This is a genomic window from Paenibacillus sp. YIM B09110, from assembly GCF_037167145.1.
Lineage (GTDB): Bacteria > Bacillota > Bacilli > Paenibacillales > Paenibacillaceae > Pristimantibacillus.
Window position 1 is genome coordinate 23,257 of sequence record NZ_JBANSP010000018.1, and the last position, 23,246, is coordinate 46,502.

Genomic DNA, 23,246 nt, shown 5'->3' on the forward strand with positions numbered 1-23,246 from the left:
ATGAAAAAATGGCTTAAACTTAGCGCGATGCTGCTAATTACCGCATTGCTCGCAGCGGCATGCTCGGGCAATACCGGGGAGAAGTCCGATAACGGAGAAAACGGACAGAAGGTTTCCTCAGAGCCCGTGACGCTTAAGATCGTCATGCCCGGCGACCGGCCTGCCGATATGGATAAGGTAATCGCGGAAATCGAGAATAGAATAAAAGGTACGCTCAATGTAAAGCTGGATGTGATCTTTTCCTCCTGGTCGGATATCCATCAAAAAACGCAAATTATGCTCACGAGCGGCGAACAGGTCGACTTGATGTTCGAGGCGCCATGGATGCATCTCGACAGCATGGCGTCAGCGGGTTATTATGAACCGCTCGAGGATTTGCTTAACGAATACGGCAAAAACATATTAGCGGCACGCCCGCAGCAAATGTGGGACGCCAACAAAATTAACGGCCAAGTGCTTGCGATTCCGCTAGGCAATTCCTTCTATAAGCCGACGACCTATTACATTCGGAAAGATTTGAGGGAAAAGCTAGGTCTGCAGCCGATGCAATCGTACGATGACATTGTCACCTTCGCTAGAAAAGTTAAGGAGCAGTTCCCGGACATCATTCCGATGACCCCGCAGACGCAAATTCCGATGTCTGAAGTGCATTTCCGCTTAGCACAAGGGACAGACGTTATGATGACGCCAATGCTGACTGATTTTATTTTGTACCGGGCACCGAATTCACCTGATATCCGAAATATGTTGGACGACCCGAGCCCAGTCATTTGGAGTGCAATCGAGAACGCCCGCAAGTTGTACCAGGACAAAATTATTAACCCCGACGTCATGGCGATCAAGGATCCGGACAACTGGGTGACGACTCATCCTACGGCGGTTTATTTAGCGACGGATTTCGGCTTGAAGGCGGATCTGGCGAAGAAGCTGCTGGCTAACTTGCCGGGCTCGGAGCTTGAATCGTATACGCTGTTCGATCCGACGGTGGGAAAAAATTCGTCGACGTTCAAGCAGTGGAATTTCATGACCGTTCCGAAATCGAGCAAGCACAAAAAAGAAGCGATCCAATTTCTCGACTGGGCAAACGCTTCTCAAGAAAATTATGATCTTCTCGCCTATGGAATCGAGGGTGTAAACTGGGAAGATGCAGGGGATCAGCAATACAAGATGCTGACGCCGGATAAGTATCCATGGTTCCCTTACGACTGGATATGGAATCCGAAATTCGACCGTCTTGATTCCAACCAAGAGCCGGCGGCTATCGAACTTAACCGTTTCATTATGAATGCGGATAACTTCACGGTTGATGTGCTGACGGGCTTTAACTTCGATACGAGCGCCGTCCAGAACGAGCTGTCCCAATTTTACGCGCTGGAAAACCAGTATTTGCTTCCGATCTACAATGGCGCGGTCGATCTCGACACGTACTGGAAGGAATTCGCGGAAAAAGCCGGACCGGCGCTCAAAAAAATTCAAGAAGAAGGACAAAAGCAAATTGACGCTTTCTTGAAAAAATAACGTCTAGACGAACAGAAGGAGAAGGGAGCAAGCGATGCGTAAATATATCCAAGCGGAGGCTTATCTGCACGTCTTTCTTATTTTGGTTATTTTGTTTAGCGCGGCCGTCATCCCCTTCTCCTTCTACCTGTCGAACCAATATTCCGATTACGCTTCGCAGGAGCTCGAACGCAATGACCGCTATAAGCTGGAGCAGACGAAAGAAAATCTGTTGTTCACCTTCGACCGGCTCAAGCGGGTTACGCTGAGTCTGTACGAAGAACCGGAAATTCGGACGTGGATTGAGTTGCGGGAAGAGGATCCGTTCGCGCTCAACGCCATGGTGCAACTGCTGAAGAAAAGGCTTGTCAACGAGCCTTATATCGAATCTGTCATTTTGTATAATACGAATCTAGGGCGAGCATTCGACTATCAGACCGGCATGCTGCCGGCTAACGAGATCATGCAGGAAGCGATGGAAAGGCTCGTTCAAGGCGATTCGCCGAACTATTTCCGCATAACGAAGCTGCTGTTCCAAGGCCGGGAAGGGCTCGCCATCTCGCTGCCGTTCGGGCTGGAGAAAAATAGTCCGAGGAGCTTCTTGGTCATAAGGCTGAATGACGATGCTATACAGAAGTCCATGCTCCAGCTGAATAAGGATAGCGGCGTATTCATTCACGTTGCGGACGGAAACGGCGATTCCATCATCGGGCAGTCGGACGAGGCGCTGCACGAACAATTGCGCGAGCAGGGGAAACTGCAGCATAAAGAGACGTTCAGAACGAGCGTCCAAGGCAGCAAGTGGATCGTATCCTACGATCTGGCGGGCATCGAAGACTGGACGATCTATTATTCGGCGAGGATGGACGATTGGTTCCGCAATGTGGAATCGTTCAAACATAAGATTTTGTATTCGTTCTTAGGGCTGCTGCTATTGTTAATTGCGATTTTGTTCTGGAACGCGCGAAAATATCATCGTCCCGTCAGCTTGCTGGCAAGGCAAGTATCCAGCATGTTCGAAATGGCCGCGGAGGGCGGCTGGAGAAGAAGGCTGCTGCCAAAAGCTGAAGTTCATCAGATTCAACAAGGGTTCGGCATACTCTCGGAGAAGATCGAGCAGTTGAATCAATCCGTTCAAGACGGGCGGCTAAGGCTGAAGGAAGATGACCTGCGCGAGTGGGTGAACGAGGGCAAGCTGGAGGATGCAGCGCGCAAACGGCTGCAGGAAGTAAGTACGATCTTAGACTATCCGTACATCGTTCTGGCTGTATGCAGAATTGATTCGTATATGGCGTTATCGGAGAAACATGATTTCTCCTCCCGCAAAACGCTTAAGAGCATGATTGTTAATATTGCAAGCGAAAGCGTTGCCGCGCATAAGGCATGGAAGGTTGAAAGCGTCGATTTCGGCGGCAATCATCTCGTCTTTCTCGTTGGCGTTCACGCAGAAGATGAAATGAAAGACCTTCGCTTCTATTTCGAGGAAATTAACGACCGCGTGCTGAAATGGCTCAAGCTTAATCTAACCGTTGGTTTAAGCGATTTGCATCAGCCGGATTGCAACTTGAAGCTTGTTTACGACAAAGCGTTCCAGCTTGCAACGCTTAGCTTCATCGATGGGAATAGCCGGATATACCAGGAAACGGATTACGAGCATGAGGCGACAAGTTTGATGCCGTTAACGGATGAAGCGATACCGCCGGGGCTTATCGACTCCATTCGTCTCGGACAGACCGATAAGGCGATGCGGCTGCTGGACGAAGCGGGAAGCAGGCTGCGCCAAATGTCTTACGACGAATGCAAGCTGCAGCTGACGTTCCTCATCTATCATTTGTACAAAGCTTTCGGGAAAGTCATGAATTCATCAGGCATGAACGGCATCCGATCGGAGCTGGACCGATTCAACACGCTTGATGAAGCGATGGAGAAGCTGAAGGGCGAGACGGAGGCCATTATAGCCAGCTTATACGAGCGGCGGACAGGGGAGAGGCGCGACGAGCGCGTGGAGGAAATGCTTCATTACTTGAAGGTGAACATTCACAATCCGATGTTAACGATCGATGAAATGGCCAATCATGTATCGCTGTCGGTCAATTACGCCCGCACTCTCTTCAAAGAACGAACAGGAATTACGGTAGCAGGCTACATTCTGAACGAACGCATACAGCTCGTCAAATATTTGCTCGTGCAGACGGACAAGACGATCGCCGAGATCGCTGCCGAGTCCGGGTTCCAGTCGAGAAGCACGTTTTTTACGGTATTCAAAAAGGAAGTAGGCGTTACTCCGAGTGATTATAGGTCGAATTTGAGGGGAGCTATAATGAATGGCTGAATCATTGAAAGTAATCGTCATATTCGCGCATCCTGACGAAGGCGAGAAGTATGCCGGGGGCACGTCGGCGCTTCTCGCAAGGCGCGGACATGCGGTGAAGTTTCTGTCGCTGACGAATGGGGACGGAGGACATTTCGAAATGTCGGGTGGGGAGCTTGTGCAACGCCGGGCAGAAGAGGCGAAGAGGGCGCAAGCGGCCTTAGGTATTGCTGAATACGAGATTCTAGACAACCATGACGGGTCATTGCTGCCGACGCTAGAGCTGCGCAACGCCATCATTAAGCAGATTCGGGAGTGGGAGGCGGATGTCGTTATTACGTTCCATCCGGAAGGGGGCGCCCATGCGGACAATCGCTATGCAGGCAAAGCGGTAAGCGATGCCTCTGCTTTCGTCGCATTGGTTCAGAATGTCGTGCCGGATACAAGAACCTTAGATAAGCCGCCGCTATATTTGCTTATGCCGGACTATTCCATGAAGAAGAGATATCGCGCGGATGTCGTTGTCGGAATCGACGGCGTGCTCGAGAGCAAGCTGCTTGGCTGCGGTGCGCATGAATCGCAATTTTTCGAATATCAGCCGTGGACGAAAGGAAGGCTGGACGAGGTGCCCGAGGCCTGGGAAAGCAGGCGGCAGTGGCTGCTGAGAGACATAGCTGATTTTCTTCACGTTTCGGAAGAGATGGCGTCTTCCCTTGTGGAAATGTACGGGGAGCAGAGGGCAAGCCGTATCCGGTATGCGGAACCGTTCGAGATCGCCTCATACAATTCGGGAGGAACGGAAGAGAGGGTTCGCTTGTTTATTGAAAAGCTGGCGGAGGAGGCGGGCGCGTGAAAGACGTTATTCGAGTTATCGTCATTGCTGCTCATCCGGATGAACCGGAAATTTACGCCGGAGGCACGACGGCTTTGTTGGCCGAGAGGGGCCATCAGGTGAAATTTCTCTCATTGACTAATGGGGATGCGGGACACTTCGAGATGTCAGGCGAAGCGCTTGCTAAGCGCAGAGCGGCCGAGGCGGTGGAAGCCGCGAGGCACTTAGGCGTGGCGGAGTATGAGATCCTGGACAATCACGACGGATCGCTTCTTCCGACTTTGGAGCTGAGGGAAGCCGTCATTCGGCGCATTCGTTCCTGGAAGGCGGACATCGTCATTGCTTTTCATCCGGAAGGAGGGACGCATACCGACAATCGATATGCGGGCCGGGTCGTAGCTGACGCTTCCGCATTCGTAGCCAAAGTGCCGAATATCGTTCCCGATACGCCTTGCTTGGATGAGCCGCCGCTGTTTCTGCTGATGCCGGATTACTCCATGCGCTCATCGTACAAAGCGGATATCGTCGTCGATATCGGCTCAACGCTTGAGAAGAAGCTGTTGGCTTGTCATGCACATGCCACGCAATTCTATGAGTTCGCGCCGTTCGAGCAGAGGATGACGAAGTCGGTGCCGCAGGATTGGGAAGGAAAAAGGCAGTTTATATTGGAAGGCTGGTCGACGTTCTTCCGGGTATCGAATGAAATGCAATCGGCGCTTAAGAGGGATTACGGAGTGGACGATGCGGAGAACGTTCGTTTCGCAGAGCCGTTCGAATTCGCGGACTATAACGCGGGAGAGCTTTCGGAGCGGCAATTGGAGCTCGCTTCAAGGCTGCGCGGCTAATAGGCATAAGAGACCGCTGGGGCGATTAACCCGGCGGTTATTTTTATGTCTATTAAGACGACGGATAAAATTAAGCCAATAAGTTTATTGACGCTAAACCGTTTTCATGCCATAATGTACGCGTGTACATTAATAAAAATTTACAGCAAAAAGATGAGTTTACGGGAGGCTAGCGATCATTAGCAGGAAAGAAGTAGCGAAGCTGGCCGGCGTCTCGGAGGCGACCGTATCTCGTGTCCTTAACAATGTTGGACCTATGAAAGAGGAGACTCGCGAAAGGGTGCTGCGAGCCGCGGCGGAGATCGGTTATGTGCCGAATGCGCTAGCCCAGCAGTTCGCAAGAAGGAAGAGCGGCAACATCGGCGTCATCCTGCCTTTCGTGCCGAAGGTGCATCTGTTTTCCACCTACTATTTCTCGGAAATATTAAGCGGAATCGGCGAGACGGCTAAGCGCTGCGGTTACGATCTACTGCTTATATTCAGAGAATACGGCGGGGAGAGAGACTATGCAAAGCTGTTCCGTACGCAGAAGATTGACGCATGCATCGTGCTTGGCTCGGAGAACGTGCCGGAGGAGCGGGCTGCGCTCGCGGAATTGAAGCGTGAGGGATATCCGTTCTGCTTGGTTAATCAGCGATATGACGAGGAATCCTATGCAACAGTCGATTCTGATCATATTGCCGGAAGCATAGCTGCGGTGAATCACCTGATAGAGCGCGGACGAAGCAAGATCGCATTCCTGAACGGGCCGGAGCAATACTCGAATAGTACGGATAGGCAGCAAGGCTATACGCATGCGCTCCAAGAAGCAGGTATGCCGGTAACCGCGAATCATATATTCGTAGGCAACTATAGTCGCAAGAGCGGTTATGAGCTGGCTGAGCGCATCGGCAAGGCGATTGGAGAAGGTGCAATTGATGCCGTATTCGCAGCCAATGACCGGATGGCGATCGGCTTGATGCAAGGGCTGCGCGAGCAAGGGTATGAGACAGGCCGTCATTATTCGCTTGTCGGCTATGACGATTCGGACAGTTCTAGAATTATAAGTCCGATGCTGACGACGGTAGCAGTCCCTTTTTACGAGATGGGAAGAAGGGCTGCCGCAAGATTGCTGGATGCGGAATATAAGGCAGTCGGCGCGGATGGCGAGCTTGAGTTGCTGCCCGTACGCCTGATTGCAAGGGAAACAACCTAATTCATGAGAGGCGGTATGAAAATGGAAAAAATTCGTGTAGGTATGGTTGGCTACAAGTTCATGGGAAAGGCGCACAGCAATGCGTATCGCGCGCTTCCGATGTTCTTTCCGAAGTCGGCGGTGAAGCCGGTTATGGCGGCGATTTGCGGACGCGATCCGGAAGGCGTCGAGCAAGCCCGCGAGCAGTTCGGCTGGGAAAGCGTAGAGACGGATTGGAGACAACTCGTTAAGCGCGACGATATCGACCTCATCGATATTAATGCGCCAAGCGACGCGCACAAAGAGATCGCGCTGGCGGCTGCCGCCGAAGGCAAGCACTTGTTCTGCGAGAAGCCGCTTGCGCTGACGCTTGAAGACTCACGCGAGATGCTCGAAGCAGCGGAGAAAGCCGGCGTTAAGCATATGGTTGGCTTCAACTACCGGTTCTCGCCTGCTGTACAGCTTGCGAAGAAGCTGATTGAGGAAGGCCGTATCGGCAAAATATTCCACTTCCGTGCAATGTTCCTGCAGGACTGGATTATCGATCCGAACTTCCCGCTCGTATGGCGTTTGCAGAAGGAGATTGCCGGTTCGGGCTCGCACGGCGACCTTGGCGCGCATTTGATCGACATGGCTCGTTTCCTCGTCGGCGAGTTCAACGAAGTAATCGGCATGAGCGAGACGTTCATCAAGGAGCGCCCATTGGCGTCGGCTATGACCGGACTTAGCGCCAAAGGCAGCGCGGAAGGTCCTCGCGGCGAAGTAACGGTTGACGATGCAACGTTGTTCATGACGCGCTTCGAAAGCGGTGCGCTCGGAAGCTTCGAAGCAACGCGCTTCGCAGCTGGACATCGTTGTACGAACGGCTTCGAGATCAACGGCAGCAAAGGCAGCATTAAGTTCGACTTCGAGCGCATGAACGAGCTTCAAGTGTACTTCGCGGACGATGCAGAGGACGTACAAGGCTTCCGCCGCGTACTGGCAACCGATCCTGCGCATGCCTACATGGACGCTTGGTGGCCGGCAGGACATACGATCGGCTTCGAGCATACGTTCACGCACGAGGTGCTTGAATTTATGCAGGCGCTTGCCGAAGATCGTCAGCCTGTACCGAACTTCAATGACGGAGTGAAATGCCAAGAGGTGCTAGAGGCGGTTGATCTGTCGATTGCGCAGCGTCGCTGGGTATCGATTAGCGAATTGAAATAGGGTTGTATATCGAAAGCGTAAGAAGTAGACAAGAAAGCAGCTAAAGAGGGCTAGAGAGAGCGAGGAGTTAGCATGAAGAAGGCATTGATCGTATGGGGCGGATGGGACGGCCATCAGCCGAAGGAAGTCGCTGGTATTTTCCAAGAGGTGCTTGAGAAGGAAGGCTTCGAGGTTGAAGTATCCGATAAGCTTGAAGCGTTCGAGGATGGAGAGAAGTTGAAGGCGCTTGATCTGATCGTACCGGTATGGACGATGGGGCGTATCGATCAGAAGCTCGTGGATAACGTATCGGCTGCCGTTCAGAGCGGCGTCGGTCTTGCAGGCTGCCACGGCGGCATGTGCGACTCGTTCCGCGAAAATGTAGACTGGCAGTTCATGACAGGCGGGCAATGGGTCGCTCATCCGGGTAATGACGGCGTGGAATACGTTGTGAACATGCGCAATTCGACGAGCGCTTTAACGGAAGACATGGAAGACTTCACGGTGAAGTCCGAGCAATATTATTTGCATGTCGATCCGGCCGTAGAAGTGCTGGCTACGACACGTTTCCCGATTACGCCTGGGCCGCACTCGCTTAACAAAGCGGTTGACATGCCTGTCGTATGGACGAAGCGTTGGGGCGTAGGACGCGTGTATTACAATGCGCTTGGTCACCAAGCGAATATCGTTGAGATCGATTCCGTTAAGGAATTAATGCGCCGCGGCTTCCTCTGGTGCGCGGAAGGCAAGGCAAAGGCCGTAGCTGCCGGCGTAGAAGGCGGAGCGTACACAGGTATGCAGGACAATCAATTGTAGGACAACAGTAAGAAGCTATTCATTATTCATAATCATGATATGGGACGAGGGAAGAAGGAACATGGAGAAGATTAAAGTAGGCATAATCGGTACGGGCAACATTAGCGGCATTTATTTGCAAAACGGAAGCAAATTCGATTCTATGCAAGTAGTGGCATGCGCCGATCTGGATGTGGAGCGCGCAAAGGCTAAGGCTGAAGAGCACGGCATTAAAGGTTATTCCGTCGACGAGCTTCTTGCCGATCCGGATATTCAAATGGTCATTAACTTGACGATTCCGCAAGCTCACGCTTCCGTTAACTTAAGAGCGCTCGAAGCAGGCAAGCATGTGTATGTAGAGAAACCTTTCGCCGTTACGCGCGAGGAGGGCTTGGAAGTGATCGAGCTTGCCCGCAAGAAAGGTCTATACGCAGGTAGCGCGCCGGATACCTTCCTTGGCGGCGGCATCCAAACGAGCATTAAGCTAATCGAGGACGGCTGGATCGGCACGCCGATCGGCGCTACGGCATTCATGGTAGGCGGCGGCCACGAATCTTGGCATCCGGCTCCTGAGTTCTATTACCAGCACGGCGGCGGTCCGATGTTCGATATGGGGCCTTACTACCTGACTGCGCTTGTCGCGATGCTTGGACCAATTAACCGCGTAACAGGCTCGGCGCGAATTTCTTTCCCTGAACGTACGATTACGAGCCAGCCGAAATACGGGCAGAAGGTGCAAGTTGAAGTGCCGACGCATATCGCAGGCGTAATGGACTTCGCTTCCGGCGCTATCGGCACACTGCTTACGAGCTTCGACGTGAAAGGCGGTTCGCGTCTTCCATGTATCGAAGTATACGGCAGCGAAGGCACGATGCAAGTTCCGGATCCGAACGGCTTCGGCGGCCCGATCTATATTAATCGCCCTGGACAAAAAGAGTGGAAGGAAATCCCTCTTGCCCATGGCTACTCCGAGAACGCCCGCGGCGTCGGCGCAGCCGATATGGCGAAAGCGATTCTTACCGGCCGCAAACCGCGCGTTAGCGGCGAGCTGGCTTACCACGTACTGGAAGCGATGCATGGCTTCCATGACGCATCCGAACAAGGCGTGCACTACAAGATGAAGAGCAGCTGCGAGCGTCCGGCTCCGTTGCCGCTTGGTCTTCAACCGTTCTGCTTGGATTAGTCTTTCATGACAATAAGGGCCGCTCCCGATCGGGAGCGGCCCTCTTGCATTGAAAACTTATTATTTGATCCAAGCTGCAACCTTATCCGGATTTTGCTCCACCCATTGCTTGGCGGCATCCTCCGGCGACTTGCCTTCTTGGATTTGGATCATGACATCGGCCATTTCATCCGGTGTCCAATTAAAGGCGTCAAGGAATGCGTAAGCCTCAGGCTGATCATCCTTCAGTCCTTTGCGGGCAACGGTATGAATCTGCTCGTCGCCGCCGTAGACGTTTTTCGGATCTTCCAAATATTTCAGATCCATCTTGGCGAACTTCCAGTGCGGCGTCCAGCCGGTAACGACGATCGGCTTTTGATCGGCGTACGCTTTCTCAAGCTGCTGCGTCATTGCTGCCGAGGAGCTCTCGAGCAGCGTCCATTTATCGCGCAAGCCGTATTCGTCGAACGCTTTCTCCGTCGACATCATTAGTCCTGCGCCCGGCTCGATGCCGATAATCGTATAGTCGAGACTTGCGCCTACCTCATCCGTCAAATCCTCTATGCTGTTTATGTCCATATATTGCGGTACGACGAGTCCGATCTTCGTTCCATCTAGATTTACGCCTAGGTCGTCGTACTTGCCTTCATACTTAGCGGCATACGATTCATGCGTCGTCGGCAGCCAAGCCGCCGCGCTGGCGTCCGCGCTTCCGTCGGAGATGCCTGCCCACATCGGGCCTGCGTCGACCTGCATCAGCTCAACTTTATAATCGAGCTTCTGCTCCAATACTTCCTTGAGCACATAAGTGCTGGCGATTTCGGAGTCCCATGCGACATAGGCAAGCGTTATTTTTTTGCCCGAATTGCCACCGTTATTAGACGTTGAACATCCTGCTACGACTGCCATTGCGAGTACGACTGCTGCGATTATTGTTAATTTATTCAGTTTCAAAAAACCACTCCTTCGTTTAATAATAGTTACCGATTATCCGTTTGTTTTCGTGCGGCGGATGACCTGCTGCGTCAGACGGTCAAGAATGATGGCCAAGATGACGATGGCTAGGCCGGCTTCGAATCCGACGCCGGTATTGCCTTGCGTTACGGCACGGTACACATATGCCCCGACGCCTTGAGCGCCAATCATCGAGGCGATAACGACCATCGATAGCGACAGCATGATCGTCTGGTTGATGCCGGCCATAATCGTTGGCATCGCGATAGGAAGCTGAAGCTTGAACAGCTTCTGAGACGGCGTCGAGCCGAAAGCGTCGGCCGCCTCGACGAGTTCCGCCGGCACTTGGCGTATGCCAAGGTTAGTTAGACGAATCGTTGGCGGTATCGCGAATATGATCGATGAGATGACGCCAGGAACGACGCCAAGCGAGAAGAACGTGACGGCAGGCAATAAATAAACGAACGCCGGCATCGTCTGCATGAAGTCAAGCAGCGGTGTCACGACTTTCTGTACGCTATTGTTGCGTGCGCATAGGATGCCGATCGGTACACCGATAATGACGGAAATGACGGCGGCCGTTAATACGAGCGCCAGAGTCTGCATCGTCTGGCTCCATAAACCGAGGTTGTCGATCACAAGCAGACCGATAGCAGTAAAGATTGCCATTCTCCATCTGCCGATAAACCATGCCAATAAGGTGAAAATAATGATTAACAGGAGCGGATGGACGCTATTCAGCACGGTATCCAGTCCGCCGACGGTTCCGCCGACAACCGTGCGAATGATGCCAAACACCGGATCCAGATTCGTTTCGAGCCAAGCTTCAAGCGATTCGATCCACTCGGCTAACGGGATCTTTGGAATGTTCATACTCATGCCGAATCACCTGCCTCGAACACGGTATTCCCTGCTAACGCGGCTAACACAGCGCCCTTCAATACGACGCCTAAGAGACGGTTGCTGTCGTCGACGACGGCCACGGGCAGCTTGGAACTGCTCATGCCTTCGAACAGCTCGTTAATAAGAGCGTCAGGAGCTGCGGTTGGAGCTTCCTGAAGCAATACTTCTTGAAGGGTTAGTCCTTCCTTGAGCGCTCTGGAAGCATCCTCGGCTGTAATAACGCCGAGCAGCTTCATCGACTTGTCGACGGCATACAGACTGGAAACGCCGCGATCTCTCATGAATTGAAGCGCAACGCGCGGACCTCTCTCAATCGTTATCGTCTCGGCCTTCTCCATTACGCGGGAAGCGGTCAGTACCTTGGATAAGTCGACATCCTCGACGAACCGTTCCACGTATTTATTAGCCGGCTGCATCAGAATTTCGTCTGGAGAGCCGATCTGAACGATGCTGCCATCCTTCATTAACGCGATTTGATCGCCGATTCGCAGCGCCTCGTTCAAATCATGCGTGATGAATACGATCGTTTTTTTCATTTTCGACTGGAGCTCGAGCAGCTCGTCCTGCATATCCTTTCGTATTAGCGGATCAAGCGCACTGAACGCTTCATCCATAAGAAGGACGTCGGGATCGTTCGCGAGCCCTCTAGCCAGCCCGACGCGTTGCTGCATGCCGCCGCTAAGCTGCTCGGGATAGCTGTTCGCCCAACCGGAAAGACCGACTAGCTCCAAGGACTGCATCGCCATCTCCCGCCGTTTCTTCTTATCAATGCCTTGCACCTCTAAGCCGTATTCGATATTCTGAATGACGGTGCGATGCGGGAACAGCGCGAACTTCTGGAATACCATTCCGACGTTCTTACGGCGGAATTGACGCAATTGCTCAGCATTCATCTTTAGTACATCTGTTCCATTGAATAAGATTTGTCCCGATGTCGGCTCAATCAACCGATTGATCAGACGGACGAGCGTCGACTTGCCGCTCCCGGACAAGCCCATAATAACGAATATTTGACCGGCCTCGATGGCAAATTCGGCCTGGTTAACACCGACGGTAAGTTTTGTTTCCGCGTGGATTTTTTCTTTAGACCATCCTTTATCCAGCAGCGGAATCGCTTTTTTCGGATCGGCTCCGAAAATTTTGGTCAGCCTCTTGGCTTCTATAATGGCCATTTAATGTCCCCCTTGTGCAATATTTGTCTCCTACAAGTGTAGGTGGTTATTCCTGTAAAGGTCAAAACGCGTGAGCCTTCGTAATGTACGTACAGTTTTAACTTTACAAACTTTTCGTACGGAATGCTCTGTATAACTCCCTTTTTCGATCCAAACGTTATCTTTACATATAGACAAGCATTTGATTACAATACTTCTTGTAGGATTTAACGGGGATAACGATCCCTCCTGGAGGAACAAAATGAATGAACTTGCAGCGTTAACGGACGAACAGATAGACAAGCTACAGCGTACGCGCAGACGTGTTATCGAATCGATCGGCAAAAATATGGACTTATACGGCGTTACATTATCCATTGGGCACTTATACGGTAATATGTATTTCAATCAAGAGCCGGTCACCCTCGACGAAATGAGCCATACGATGGGCATGAGCAAGACGTCAATGAGTACAGGCATGCGAACGTTGCTTGATCTGAAAATGATCAATAAGGTATGGGGCAAGGGCTCGCGCAAAGACTTATATGAGGCTGTTCCCGATTGGCATCAGAATTTCGCCGATTTCTTCTCGATTAAATGGAGAAAAGCTCTGGAGCAAAATAAGCATGTGCTGTCCCGTTCATTAAAGGAGATTGCGGAGCTTAAGCGTCAGCATGAGGATGAGCAGGATTTCGTGCAGGTACTCGATAACGATGCGGCTAAGATCGAAGAAGCGCTCAAATATTATCGGTGGTTGGACCGCCTGATCGATTCATTCGAGACGGGAGATATTTATAAGTTCATACCGAAGGAAGACGATTCCGAATAAAATAGTTCGATTGCGCAAACTGCGGCTCTTGTAGCCGTAGTTTTTTTGTTCTTTTATGTTATATATATGTTAGTTATAAAGAAGGAAGCGTTGTCATTTATTAATCACATTAATTTGTAATCGCTTTAATTATGCACAATGCCGAAATTGCCGCTTAGCCATTGACGCATCGGAAGAAACACAACTACAATGTCACTATATTTAACATCATCTTCGGCCGAAGAGATGGACGATGTTTCAACCAAAAGGGGGAGGGCCATGTCTAAAAAGAAGGAAATGGAGATCTATAAAGACATTAAGCTGGCGATTACGCAGCATAAGCTGCTGCCGAACATGCAATTAGTGGAGGATTCGCTTGCCGAAGCTTTTCAAGTAAGCAGAACGCCGATTCGAAACGTGCTGCGCCGGTTGGCGATGGAGAAGCTCGTTACCGTTATTCCGTACCGGGGAGCATTCGTTTCCTGCCCGAGCGTCGAAGAGGCAAGAGCCGTATTCGAAATGAGGCGTATTATCGAGTCCGCCATGGTTAGCAAGTTATGCGGCATCGTCGTACCGGAACAAATTGCCCAGCTGGAGGCGCTGCTGAAGGAAGAGCACCAGGCAAGCCATGCCGGAGACATCGTAGGCGCTCTCGATGTAACCGTCGACTTTCACTTAAAGCTGGCCGAGCTGGCGGACAATACGTATTATTATCATTTTTTGGAGGAATTGATTTCCTTAACGGCCGTCATCATTGCTCTATACGGCACGAACCAAAACTTTTGCCATGATCATGAGGATTTGATTGGAGCCATCGTTCGCAAGGACGGGGAACAGGCTGCACGAATTATGACGGAGCATCTGCTCCAGATTGAGCGCTCGCTCAATTTCACGGTATCGACGACGAATGTACTGAACCTGTCGGATATTTTTCAGTACTAATTTTTTTACCCAAGATTGTATCCAATTTCGGATGCCAAATAGAGAACAGTTCGTAACTGTCGACAAAACAAATAGGGAGTGGAGAATGTGAGAAAATATCCATTTGTTCTTAGCTGGTTGGTCATTGTTGCACTGGTGTTAGGGGCTTGCTCCAATGCTGGGACATCCGGGGAAAGTACGGACGAGCCGTCCGGCGACGGCAAAATAAAGATTAACCTCATGCACCGCTACATGGATGCGAACATTGGCAAAAGCCCGGAGGATACCGCCGTGCTGGACGGGCTGAAGCGGTTCAAGCAGGATTATCCCGAGATTGAAATTATCGAAGAGCAGCAGCAGAACGAAGACTACTCGATCAAAGCGCAATCGCTGGCTGCCGCCGACGATATGCCGGACGTCTTCATCGTTCCAGGTTCGTGGATGACGAACTTCGTGAACAACGAGATCGTGCTTCCGCTGAACGAGGAGCTGGACAAGCGTCCGGAATGGCGCGACGGCTACCGACCGGGCACTCTTGATGCAGGCACGCGCGAAGGAAAGGTGTACGGCATACCGATTGCCGCGGGACCGACTCACCTCATTTATTACAACGCTAAAATGTTCGCCGATGTCGGCTACGAACAGTTCCCCAAAACATGGGAGGAGCTAATGGACGCGGGCAAAAAGCTGGCGGATAAGGGCATTAACCTGTTCTCTTATGGAGACAAGGCCAAGGGTTATGCGCTTTCCAGCTGGATCAGCGCGTTAACCGACCGTTCCACGGGACCGGAATGGACAGAATCGATATTGGAGGGAAGCGGCGCGGCATTTACCGATCCTGCATTCATTAAAGCGATTTCGATCATGTCCGATCTATCCGAATCCGGTTACCTGAACAAAGATATGAACTCGATTGACGGCGACACGATGGTAACGTATTACTTTGAGGAAAGATCGGCGGCGTTCGTCAGCGGCATATGGTCGGCGATGAACATTGTTAACAATGCGCCGGAGGCCGTGACGAACGAGACGAAGGTCGCCGTATTTCCGCCGGTTGACGGAGGCAAGGGCAATCCGCTTAGTTCATCGGGCGGAGCAGGCGTGTATTACAGCGTAAATGCCGACATTCAGTCTGGTGCGAAGCTGGATGCCATTATGACGCTGCTCGATTACATGACAGGGTCGGAGAGCGCGAAGCTGATGGCGGAGGTAGGCGGTTTCCCTGCCTATGATCCTGGAGAGTTCGACTCGGCCAAGCTGCATCCGGTCGCTCTCGGCGCTTACGAGGCGAGCGCGGCAGCCGATGCGACGAAGATATTCGATCTGTGGTTCGATGCTTCTATCGTCGAAGTGATCAATACGGAAATTCAAAGCGTCATGGCCGGCTCCAAAACGCCGGAACAGATGGCGAAAGAGACGCAAAAAGCGTATGAGACGCTGTTGTCCAAACCATAAGTGTGAATCCGGGAGCGATGTCGGAGTCCGATGGCGCTTCCGGACCAACCATAACGATGAGGTGATAGCATGGGCAAAGCATTGCGCCCTCCCGGTTGGCTGCTTCTGTTGTATTTGCTGCCTGGGCTGGCGATCTACTCTTTTGTCGTACTCGTTCCGATTTTATCCGCCTTCAGGTACGGCTTTTATTCTTGGACTGGCGGGCCGAAGATGACGTTTACCGGTCTTGATAACTACTTGGAGATTATTCGGGATGAAGTATTCTGGCATTCGTTCCTGAACAACGTTCTAATGACCATCTATGGATTGGTCGGGCAAGTCGGACTGGCGTTTGTGTTCGCGATGTTTCTGATGTCCAAGCTCGTGAAGCTGAAAGGGCTGCATCGTACGATGAGCTTCTTTCCCTCGACGCTGGCACCGATAATCATCGCGTTTCTATGGACGCTCATTTACAACTATAATAACGGACTGCTTAACGAACTGCTGAGAGTGTTTGGGCTGGAGCGCTTCGTACAATCATGGCTCGATCTATCCGGACCGATCGTGCTGCTCGTATCGATTCCTCTGTCTTGGCAAAATATCGGCTTCTTCACGCTTCTGATGCTTGCGGGCCTTTCCTCCATTAACAAAGAGGTGCTGGAGGTAGCCGAGATTGACGGAGCTACGGGCATTCGCAAAGCGTGGTATATCGTCATTCCGCTGGCAAGACCAACCTTAATCGTTGCATCGCTGTTGTGCATTGCCAACAATATGCGCGGATTCGAGCATATTTATGCGATGACCGGCGGCGGGCCGGGAAATTCCTCGTCGGTTATGGCGCTATACGCTTATGAAACCTCGTTTCTAAGGTTCCGGTACGGCTATGGCTCGGCGTTAGCCATTACGATTATGACGCTGACGATGGTCATTATTTTGCTTAGCACCTTTCTGCTGCAAAGGAAACGCGGCAATAACGGAGGTGAAGCCTAATGGAGCAGGCGGTGGAAAGGAATTATTCGAGGTACTCGCGCGCAGCGAAGAAGACGCTGCTGAATACGGTCATGATGCTGTTTACGTTCAGTTGTATTTTTCCGCTCGTATGGATCGGTTACTCGTCTTTAAAAACGCAGCCGGAGTTTTCGAACAGCATATTGAAGCTTCCCGAGAAGCTGCAGTTCGGCAATTACGCGGAAGCGATCAAGCTGACCAACATGCTGGATCTGTCATGGAACAGCGCCAGGGTGACGGTGTTGTCGGTTATTCTGATCGTGCTGATCGCATTCATAACAGGCTACATGATTGCCCGGCTGCAATTCAAAGGAAAGAAGCTCATGGTGTTTTATTATTTGTTCGGCATGCTGGTGCCGATTCACGCGCTTCTCGTTCCCGTATATTTGCTGTTCAAACAGACGGGGCTTGCCGATCAATGGTTCACGCTCGTCATTCCGTACGTTGCTTTTAATTTATCGCTGCCGATCTTACTCGTAACGAGCTATATCGTAGGCATTCCGAAGGAAATCGAGGAAGCCGCCGCCATCGACGGATTGAGCTTCAGCGGCGCGATGTTCAAAATTATTTTGCCGATGGCAGTGCCCGTATTGACTACGGTTGCGATATTGCAGTTCTTTGCCTGCTGGAACGAGTTTTCGTTCGCGCTTGTGCTGTTGAAGGATGAGGCGATGCGGACCGTTCCGCTCGGGATGTCGTTTTTCAAATCGCAGCACAGCACCAATTATCCTCAGCTTATGGCCGGGATGGTACTGTCGATGCTGCCGGTTACGGTCATTTATTTCGCATTCAGCTCCCGCATCATTGCCGGCGTCATGGCCGGAGCGGTAAAAGGTTGATTCGCGCTGCAACAAACCACTAATAACGATTGGGAGGAAATATGAATGCTGAACTATGAACAACCCGTTCTTCGCACGCCGGACCGCTCCAAATGGAAGGAATCGTTTTACAGCCGCTCGATGGAGCTGCCGGACGAGCTCCTCATTGGGGCGATCGACAGCCACGTGCATGCAGGCCCGGTGCTGAACTCCAACCCGGGACACTTCGATCCTATTCAGGTCGCGCAAGAGGCGGTTGCCGCAGGCATGAAGAGCATCGTGTATTACGACGTATTCGGCGGCGCCTCGGGCATGGCATGGGTTGTCAACCGTCACGTTCCCGGCATCCATACGTACGGCGGCTACCTGATGAATTCGGGCCACGGAGGCATGAATCCGCGGGCGGTCAAGACCGCGCTCCACATCGAGGAAGGGTGCAGATTCATCAGCTTCGGATCGCATTGCACCCGCCATTCGGCGGAACGCGAATCCACGCTGATCGACGGAAAGCTCGTGCCGTTCAAGGATGCTTTTCCGAAGTTTGCCGAGAAGGAGCTTTCGGTTGCGACGTCTATTCCGGTAGAGGGACCAATATCCGAGGAGTTGGACGAAATTCTTACGATGGTGGCGGAGAAGCCGGAGGTTTACTTGAATACGGGACATGTATCCGTGCCGGAAGCTCTTCGCTTGCTCGATCTTGCCGAAGAATACGGCATCAAGAAGGTGCTGATCGCGCATCCGGTCAGGGGAAGCATGACGATCGAGCAGCAGAAGGAAGCGGCCGCGAGAGGCGCGTTCCTGGAAGCTTGCTTGGTCGACTGGTTATACCCCGATGTTCCGCGAACGCATTACTATGTGGAGAAGGAATATATGGACATGGGGGCTGAATTGGGCCGCTTCTCCAACGCGGTTAAGTGGATGAAGACGATCAAGGAGGTCGGCATCGACCGTTTCGTGCTCGGCACGGATTACGGAATCCGCGCCGCGCCGTCGCCGGTGCAGGGCATGCGTACGATGGTAGCGACGATGCTGGATTACCAGTTCGCGCCGGATGACATTTATAAGATGATCGCCGAGAACCCGGCTAAGCTGATCGGCATCGAGGACTAGCGTAAGCGGAAGATGAGCTCGCGGGCACTGCAGCCAGGGATGACGAATGGAGTGAACGATACGGATGTTGAATAACGGGGCAACCGCATTGCCGTATGATCTTGTCGTTGTTAACGGTCTTGTCGTACTTGAAGATCGTATCGAGAAGGTAGAGATTGGCGTCCGAGACGGACGCATAGCGGAAATTGGAGCATCATTGGAACGCAGCGGCGCCCGCGTGATCGATGCTGCCGGCTTGGCTGTTCTGCCGGGAATGATTGATGCGCATGTCCATTTCAATGAACCGGGGTTCGGGCACTGGGAAGGGTATGCCACGGGCTCAAACGCGCTGGCGGCAGGCGGCTGTACGACATTCATCGATATGCCGTTGAATGGCGTGCCGCCGACCGTGACTGTGGCCGCGTTGGAGCAGAAGCGGAGGCGCGCGCGTGGCGTTTCGCTCGTTGATTACGGCTTCTGGGGCGGTTTGATGCCAGGTTACTTGGAGCAGCTGCCGCTACTTGCGAAAGCGGGAGTCGTTGGGTTTAAAGCGTTTATGTCATCCCCTGGCGACGAGCATGAGGAGGCGTTCCGGCGAAGCGACGACGGAACGCTGCTGGAGGGAATGAAGAGGATTGCGGAGCTTGGCAAAGTGCTTGTGCTTCATGCCGAGGATGAAGACATCGTAACGAGACTTTCCAAGCTGGCTTTATCGGAGGGGCGCAGAGGCGCGTTCGACTATTCGGCTTCACGTCCAATTGAAGCCGAGCTGGAGGCGGTCTCGAAAGCGCTGGATTATGCAAGGCAAGCAGGCTGCAGTCTGCATTTCGCCCATATTAGCAGCGAAGCAGCCGTGAAGGTTATTTGGCAGGCCAGGCGGACCGGGCAGGATGTGACGCTGGAGACTTGTCCGCATTATTTGACGCTGACGGAGGATGACTTCGCGCATTTGGGGGCGGTAGCCAAGTGCGCGCCCCCGTTGCGGAGCGCAGCCGAACAAGCGAGGCTGTGGCAATGTCTGGAGCTGGGCTTAATCGATCTCATTGCTTCCGATCATTCGCCTTGCCCTGCAGGGCTCAAGGAGCATACGGATATGTTTGCGGCTTGGGGAGGCATTTCGGGAGCCCAAAGCTCACTGGAGCTGCTAGTTGACGAAGGGTATTTGAAGCGTGGCATACCGTTAACGCAAATTAGCCAATTGCTGTCCGGCGCTCCCGCTCGGCGCTTCGGCCTTCATCACAGGAAGGGCGCGATCCAAGTCGGCCATGACGCGGACCTCGTACTGGTGGATTTAAACGGCGGATACCGTTTAACGGCTGATCGGTTATTTCAAAGGCATATGCAAACGCCTTATATGGACAGGGAGCTCGGCTGTAAAGTGAGAATGACGCTGCTTAGAGGAAAGGCCGTATATGAAGAAGGACTCGGTACGAACCAATCGCGCGCAGGTTTGGAATGTTTCTTGCCCAGGAAGAAGGAGAAGAGCAACGCACTCTAGAAACGCTCACGGAGGTTGATGCTGATGGAACCGATTGTGAACAGAAAAGCTGACGGGGACGATTTGGTTAACGAATGGAAGGCGCTATTCGGAACTTTGCCCCAGGCATCCATGGAGGACTATGCCTTGAAGTACTTGAGCAAGCTATTGCCGGATGAACCGCAACTTTTGGAGAAGAGGCGGGATTTGAAGGATCGGACCGAGAGGATGCAACGGGCTGAGCTGCTGCTTACGCTCGAGACGATTATCGCTTGCGACGGCAATATGAATGAAATGGCCAGGGCGCTGTTCATCCATCGGAATACCGCTGCTTACCGAATCGAGAAGCTAGAGAAGGTGCTTGGCCTGCCGCTTCGGCAAACGGATAATTTGCTGCGATTGAAACTCGCGTTTTTGTTTCGGGAAATGCTGAATAGCCGAAGATAGCAAAGTCAATGAAAAAGTCTGCGCGAGCGCAGGCTTTTTCTGTTTTTTGTCGGACGTTAATGCGGCTTAGGCGTGATATGATTAATGATGCGGGCTTATGTTAATCGTATAGAATATGTATAGGAGAAAGAGGAATGAGCGTCATATGAATAATCAATCGATTATTAAGCCGGACTCGCGATCACGGCCGATATTGATCAGAAACGGTACGGTTGTGATGGAGGACGAGATCGCAGACGTCGCAATTGGAATAACAGACGGACGGATAGAAGCCATGCTTGTTCAGGAAGGCGAAATTAGAAGCTGGATGAGCAGTAATTTGGACGCTTTGGTTATCGATGCACAACATAAATACGTTCTTCCAGGTTTGATCGATATTCACTGTGACGCAATAGAGAAGGAAATACAGCCTCGCCCGAATACGCTGTTTCCGCTTCAGATGGCGCTGCTGGAATTCGAGCGCAAGCTGCCGCTTCATGGTATTACGACGATGTATCATTCGTTATCGCTGGGAGTGGGTCTTAGTCTTCGCGGCGATCATCTGCTTACGGAAATGATTGAATTGATTAATCGTTACCGGGTGAAAAGATCGGTCATTCGGAATCGTATCCATTTGCGGTATGAAATATCGCATTTGAATGGGCTTTCGATTGTTGAACGTTGCTTGCGTGATAAACGGATTGAGTATTTATCGTTCATGGATCATTCGCCGGGGCAAGGGCAATACCGGAAGGCTGGGTCGTTCGAGCAATATGTTATGAAAAATCAGGGAGTAGACAGAGCGGAAGTAGGCATAATCGTCGATGATTTGGTGAAACGCAGAGAGCAGGTGGATTGGATACGCCTGCATGAGCTGGGCAAGTTAGCGATGGAGAATGGAATAGCGATTGCCTCTCATGATAATGATACGAGGGATAGCGTAGATCAATCTGCGCAGCTTGGCGTTACCGTATGCGAATTTCCGATTAACATGGAAACGGCGAGTTATGCCGCGAGTACAGGGCAACGCGTATGTGTCGGGGCTCCGAACATTGTGAGGGGCGCATCGCACGACAACAACCTGAGAGCCGTGGATGCAATCTCCGCAGACTCGGCTCATATTATATGCTCGGATTATCATCCTTCGTCGATGCTGGCGGCAATATTTAAGCTGGCGGATGAGGGGATTGCCGCTTTGCCTAAAGCGGTGAGGATGGCTTCGCTCCATCCGGCCGAAGCGCTGGGCACGAATGATGAGCTGGGTTCCATCAAGCCAGGCAAAGCGGCGGACATCATTATTGTTGACCGTTATGAGAAGCTGCCATGGGTAACTTGTGCGATTGTCGGCGGCAATATCGTTTACCGCGCAGTAAGTTATTATTAGGAGGCGCTGGCAATGAGCTAGCTAGGACTAGGATTTTCTCCTTGATGCAATTGCTGGTGCAATGCTTCAACCATGCGTTGCTGCTCAGGCTGGCTGCATTGCTGCCATATCATCTCGAATAGAACGCCGAGTCCTGGGAGCGTTCTCTCGTCTGCTCCGATTGAATCCTCGATGACCTCAGTCAGATCTTGTACGGAATTGGCTTGTACACGATTAATAATGGCTTGACGCAAATCAACGGTAACATTATTCATGTTGTCGCATCCTCCTGCATCGTTCTGAGTTACGTCAATACTATTCCCTGCGGGCCCTTGTTTCATCCTTGGCGCGGTCGTATGTTATACTAGAGTGACGATACAGAATTCCACTTCGAACCATGCTTTGTTTAGGAGGAATTACGGTTATGTCCAAAAAACAGTTCGCGATTGTCGGCATGGGGCGCTTCGGCTCCAGCGTAGCAAAAGCTTTGACGGAAATGGGTTACGAGGTTCTGGCCATTGACTCGAGCGAGGATCGCATTCAGGATGTTGTAGGCACGGTGACGCACGCAGTATCGGCCGACTCCACCGATGAAGAGGCGCTGAGGGCGCTAGGCGTACGCAACTTCGACGTTGTAGTCGTGGCGATTGGACAAGATATACAAGCAAGCATTTTGACTACCATCATCTTGAAGGATCTAGGCGTGAAGACGTTAATTGTCAAAGCGCAGAACGAGCTTCACGGCAAGGTGGTTTCCAAAATAGGCGCTGACAAAGTGATATACCCGGAGCGGGATATGGGACTTCGCTTGGCGCATCATTTGGCGTCGCCGAATATTCTCGACTATATCGAGCTATCGGATGATTATAGTATTGTAGAGATGAAAGCGTCCAATGCGATGGTGGGCAAGAGCCTTAAGCAGCTGGACATTCGCGCAAAATACAAATGTAATGTTATGGCGATCAAGACGGGGCCGGAGATGAACATCGCACCATATGCTGATGATCTTATTCGTATGAATGACGTGCTTGTTATTGTCGGTAAAAACTCGGATGTTCGAATTTTAGAAAATGCATATTCGGAAGGCTAG

The 23,246-nt window shown here is 51.9% G+C and carries 22 protein-coding genes; 18 read left to right on the plus strand and 4 right to left on the minus strand.

Translation table 11 applies throughout. The features are described from left to right. The 8 genes from V8F51_RS22475 to V8F51_RS22510 all read left to right on the plus strand — a co-directional run bounded on the left by V8F51_RS22475 (window position 1) and on the right by V8F51_RS22510 (window position 9,825). Complete coding sequence (locus V8F51_RS22475; protein WP_337102739.1) at window positions 1–1,518, plus strand: extracellular solute-binding protein; 1,518 nt, start codon at window positions 1–3, stop codon at window positions 1,516–1,518. 34 nt (window positions 1,519–1,552) lie between these two features. After that, the gene (locus tag V8F51_RS22480; protein WP_337102740.1) at window positions 1,553–3,829 is read left to right on the plus strand and encodes an AraC family transcriptional regulator; all 2,277 of its coding nucleotides are present in this window, start codon (window positions 1,553–1,555) and stop codon (window positions 3,827–3,829) included. Beyond that, on the plus strand, window positions 3,822–4,661 hold the full coding sequence (locus V8F51_RS22485; RefSeq protein WP_337102741.1) for a PIG-L deacetylase family protein: 840 nt from the start codon (window positions 3,822–3,824) through the stop codon (window positions 4,659–4,661). Before V8F51_RS22480 ends, V8F51_RS22485 begins: the two co-directional genes overlap by 8 nt. Next, the gene (locus tag V8F51_RS22490) at window positions 4,658–5,485 is read left to right on the plus strand and encodes a PIG-L deacetylase family protein (protein WP_337102742.1); all 828 of its coding nucleotides are present in this window, start codon (window positions 4,658–4,660) and stop codon (window positions 5,483–5,485) included. The genes V8F51_RS22485 and V8F51_RS22490 overlap by 4 nt, the downstream gene beginning before the upstream one ends. A 175-nt stretch (window positions 5,486–5,660) precedes the next feature. Next, the gene (locus tag V8F51_RS22495) at window positions 5,661–6,680 is read left to right on the plus strand and encodes a LacI family DNA-binding transcriptional regulator (RefSeq protein WP_442956474.1); all 1,020 of its coding nucleotides are present in this window, start codon (window positions 5,661–5,663) and stop codon (window positions 6,678–6,680) included. A gap of 21 nt (window positions 6,681–6,701) precedes the next feature. Beyond that, window positions 6,702–7,868 (plus strand): Gfo/Idh/MocA family protein, encoded by a 1,167-nt coding sequence (locus V8F51_RS22500; protein WP_337102743.1) that lies wholly within the window; start codon window positions 6,702–6,704, stop codon window positions 7,866–7,868. 72 nt (window positions 7,869–7,940) lie between these two features. Further along, window positions 7,941–8,663: a ThuA domain-containing protein gene (locus V8F51_RS22505; RefSeq protein WP_337102744.1), complete on the plus strand. Its 723-nt coding sequence runs from the start codon at window positions 7,941–7,943 to the stop codon at window positions 8,661–8,663. Window positions 8,664–8,724: 61 nt separating this feature from the next. Next, window positions 8,725–9,825 carry a Gfo/Idh/MocA family protein gene (locus V8F51_RS22510; protein WP_337102745.1) on the plus strand — a complete coding sequence of 367 codons (1,101 nt, stop codon included), beginning with the start codon at window positions 8,725–8,727 and terminating at the stop codon, window positions 9,823–9,825. Window positions 9,826–9,885: 60 nt separating this feature from the next. Here V8F51_RS22510 and V8F51_RS22515 read toward each other — a convergent pair whose 3' ends face one another. The 3 genes from V8F51_RS22515 to V8F51_RS22525 are packed head-to-tail and all read right to left on the minus strand — an operon-like array spanning window position 9,886 to window position 12,833. Further along, the gene (locus tag V8F51_RS22515; RefSeq protein WP_442956473.1) at window positions 9,886–10,758 is read right to left on the minus strand and encodes a glycine betaine ABC transporter substrate-binding protein; all 873 of its coding nucleotides are present in this window, start codon (window positions 10,756–10,758) and stop codon (window positions 9,886–9,888) included. A 33-nt stretch (window positions 10,759–10,791) separates the two neighbouring features. Next, the gene (locus tag V8F51_RS22520; protein WP_337102746.1) at window positions 10,792–11,631 is read right to left on the minus strand and encodes an ABC transporter permease; all 840 of its coding nucleotides are present in this window, start codon (window positions 11,629–11,631) and stop codon (window positions 10,792–10,794) included. A gap of 2 nt (window positions 11,632–11,633) precedes the next feature. Continuing rightward, the gene (locus V8F51_RS22525) at window positions 11,634–12,833 is read right to left on the minus strand and encodes a quaternary amine ABC transporter ATP-binding protein (RefSeq protein ID WP_337102747.1); all 1,200 of its coding nucleotides are present in this window, start codon (window positions 12,831–12,833) and stop codon (window positions 11,634–11,636) included. 241 nt (window positions 12,834–13,074) lie between these two features. On the opposite strand from V8F51_RS22525, the gene V8F51_RS22530 reads away from it, so the two are divergent. The 9 genes from V8F51_RS22530 (at window position 13,075) to V8F51_RS22570 (ending at window position 22,177) form a co-directional block, all read left to right on the plus strand. Next, window positions 13,075–13,641, plus strand: a complete 567-nt coding sequence (locus V8F51_RS22530; protein WP_337102748.1) for a GbsR/MarR family transcriptional regulator — start codon at window positions 13,075–13,077, stop codon at window positions 13,639–13,641. A gap of 258 nt (window positions 13,642–13,899) precedes the next feature. Then, window positions 13,900–14,562 carry a GntR family transcriptional regulator gene (locus V8F51_RS22535; RefSeq protein ID WP_337102749.1) on the plus strand — a complete coding sequence of 221 codons (663 nt, stop codon included), beginning with the start codon at window positions 13,900–13,902 and terminating at the stop codon, window positions 14,560–14,562. A gap of 87 nt (window positions 14,563–14,649) precedes the next feature. Next, window positions 14,650–15,996, plus strand: coding sequence for an extracellular solute-binding protein (locus tag V8F51_RS22540; RefSeq protein ID WP_337102750.1), 1,347 nt, complete (start codon window positions 14,650–14,652; stop codon window positions 15,994–15,996). Between the two features lie 69 nt (window positions 15,997–16,065). Continuing rightward, window positions 16,066–16,965: a carbohydrate ABC transporter permease gene (locus V8F51_RS22545; protein ID WP_337102751.1), complete on the plus strand. Its 900-nt coding sequence runs from the start codon at window positions 16,066–16,068 to the stop codon at window positions 16,963–16,965. Further along, complete coding sequence (locus V8F51_RS22550; RefSeq protein ID WP_337102752.1) at window positions 16,965–17,822, plus strand: carbohydrate ABC transporter permease; 858 nt, start codon at window positions 16,965–16,967, stop codon at window positions 17,820–17,822. Before V8F51_RS22545 ends, V8F51_RS22550 begins: the two co-directional genes overlap by 1 nt. 45 nt (window positions 17,823–17,867) lie before the next feature. Continuing rightward, complete coding sequence (locus V8F51_RS22555; RefSeq protein ID WP_337102753.1) at window positions 17,868–18,911, plus strand: DUF6282 family protein; 1,044 nt, start codon at window positions 17,868–17,870, stop codon at window positions 18,909–18,911. 64 nt (window positions 18,912–18,975) lie between these two features. Then, window positions 18,976–20,388: an allantoinase AllB gene (gene allB, locus V8F51_RS22560; RefSeq protein ID WP_337102754.1), complete on the plus strand. Its 1,413-nt coding sequence runs from the start codon at window positions 18,976–18,978 to the stop codon at window positions 20,386–20,388. Window positions 20,389–20,412: 24 nt separating this feature from the next. Further along, entirely contained in the window at window positions 20,413–20,814 is a 402-nt protein-coding gene (locus V8F51_RS22565) for a PucR family transcriptional regulator (RefSeq protein WP_337102755.1), read from the plus strand. Window positions 20,815–20,959: 145 nt separating this feature from the next. Then, window positions 20,960–22,177, plus strand: coding sequence for an alpha-D-ribose 1-methylphosphonate 5-triphosphate diphosphatase (locus tag V8F51_RS22570; RefSeq protein ID WP_337102756.1), 1,218 nt, complete (start codon window positions 20,960–20,962; stop codon window positions 22,175–22,177). Between the two features lie 17 nt (window positions 22,178–22,194). On the opposite strand, the gene sspI is transcribed toward V8F51_RS22570, so the two are convergent. Then, on the minus strand, window positions 22,195–22,431 hold the full coding sequence (sspI, locus tag V8F51_RS22575; RefSeq protein WP_337102757.1) for a small acid-soluble spore protein SspI: 237 nt from the start codon (window positions 22,429–22,431) through the stop codon (window positions 22,195–22,197). 149 nt (window positions 22,432–22,580) lie between these two features. On the opposite strand from sspI, the gene V8F51_RS22580 reads away from it, so the two are divergent. Beyond that, window positions 22,581–23,246: a potassium channel family protein gene (locus V8F51_RS22580; RefSeq protein WP_337102758.1), complete on the plus strand. Its 666-nt coding sequence runs from the start codon at window positions 22,581–22,583 to the stop codon at window positions 23,244–23,246.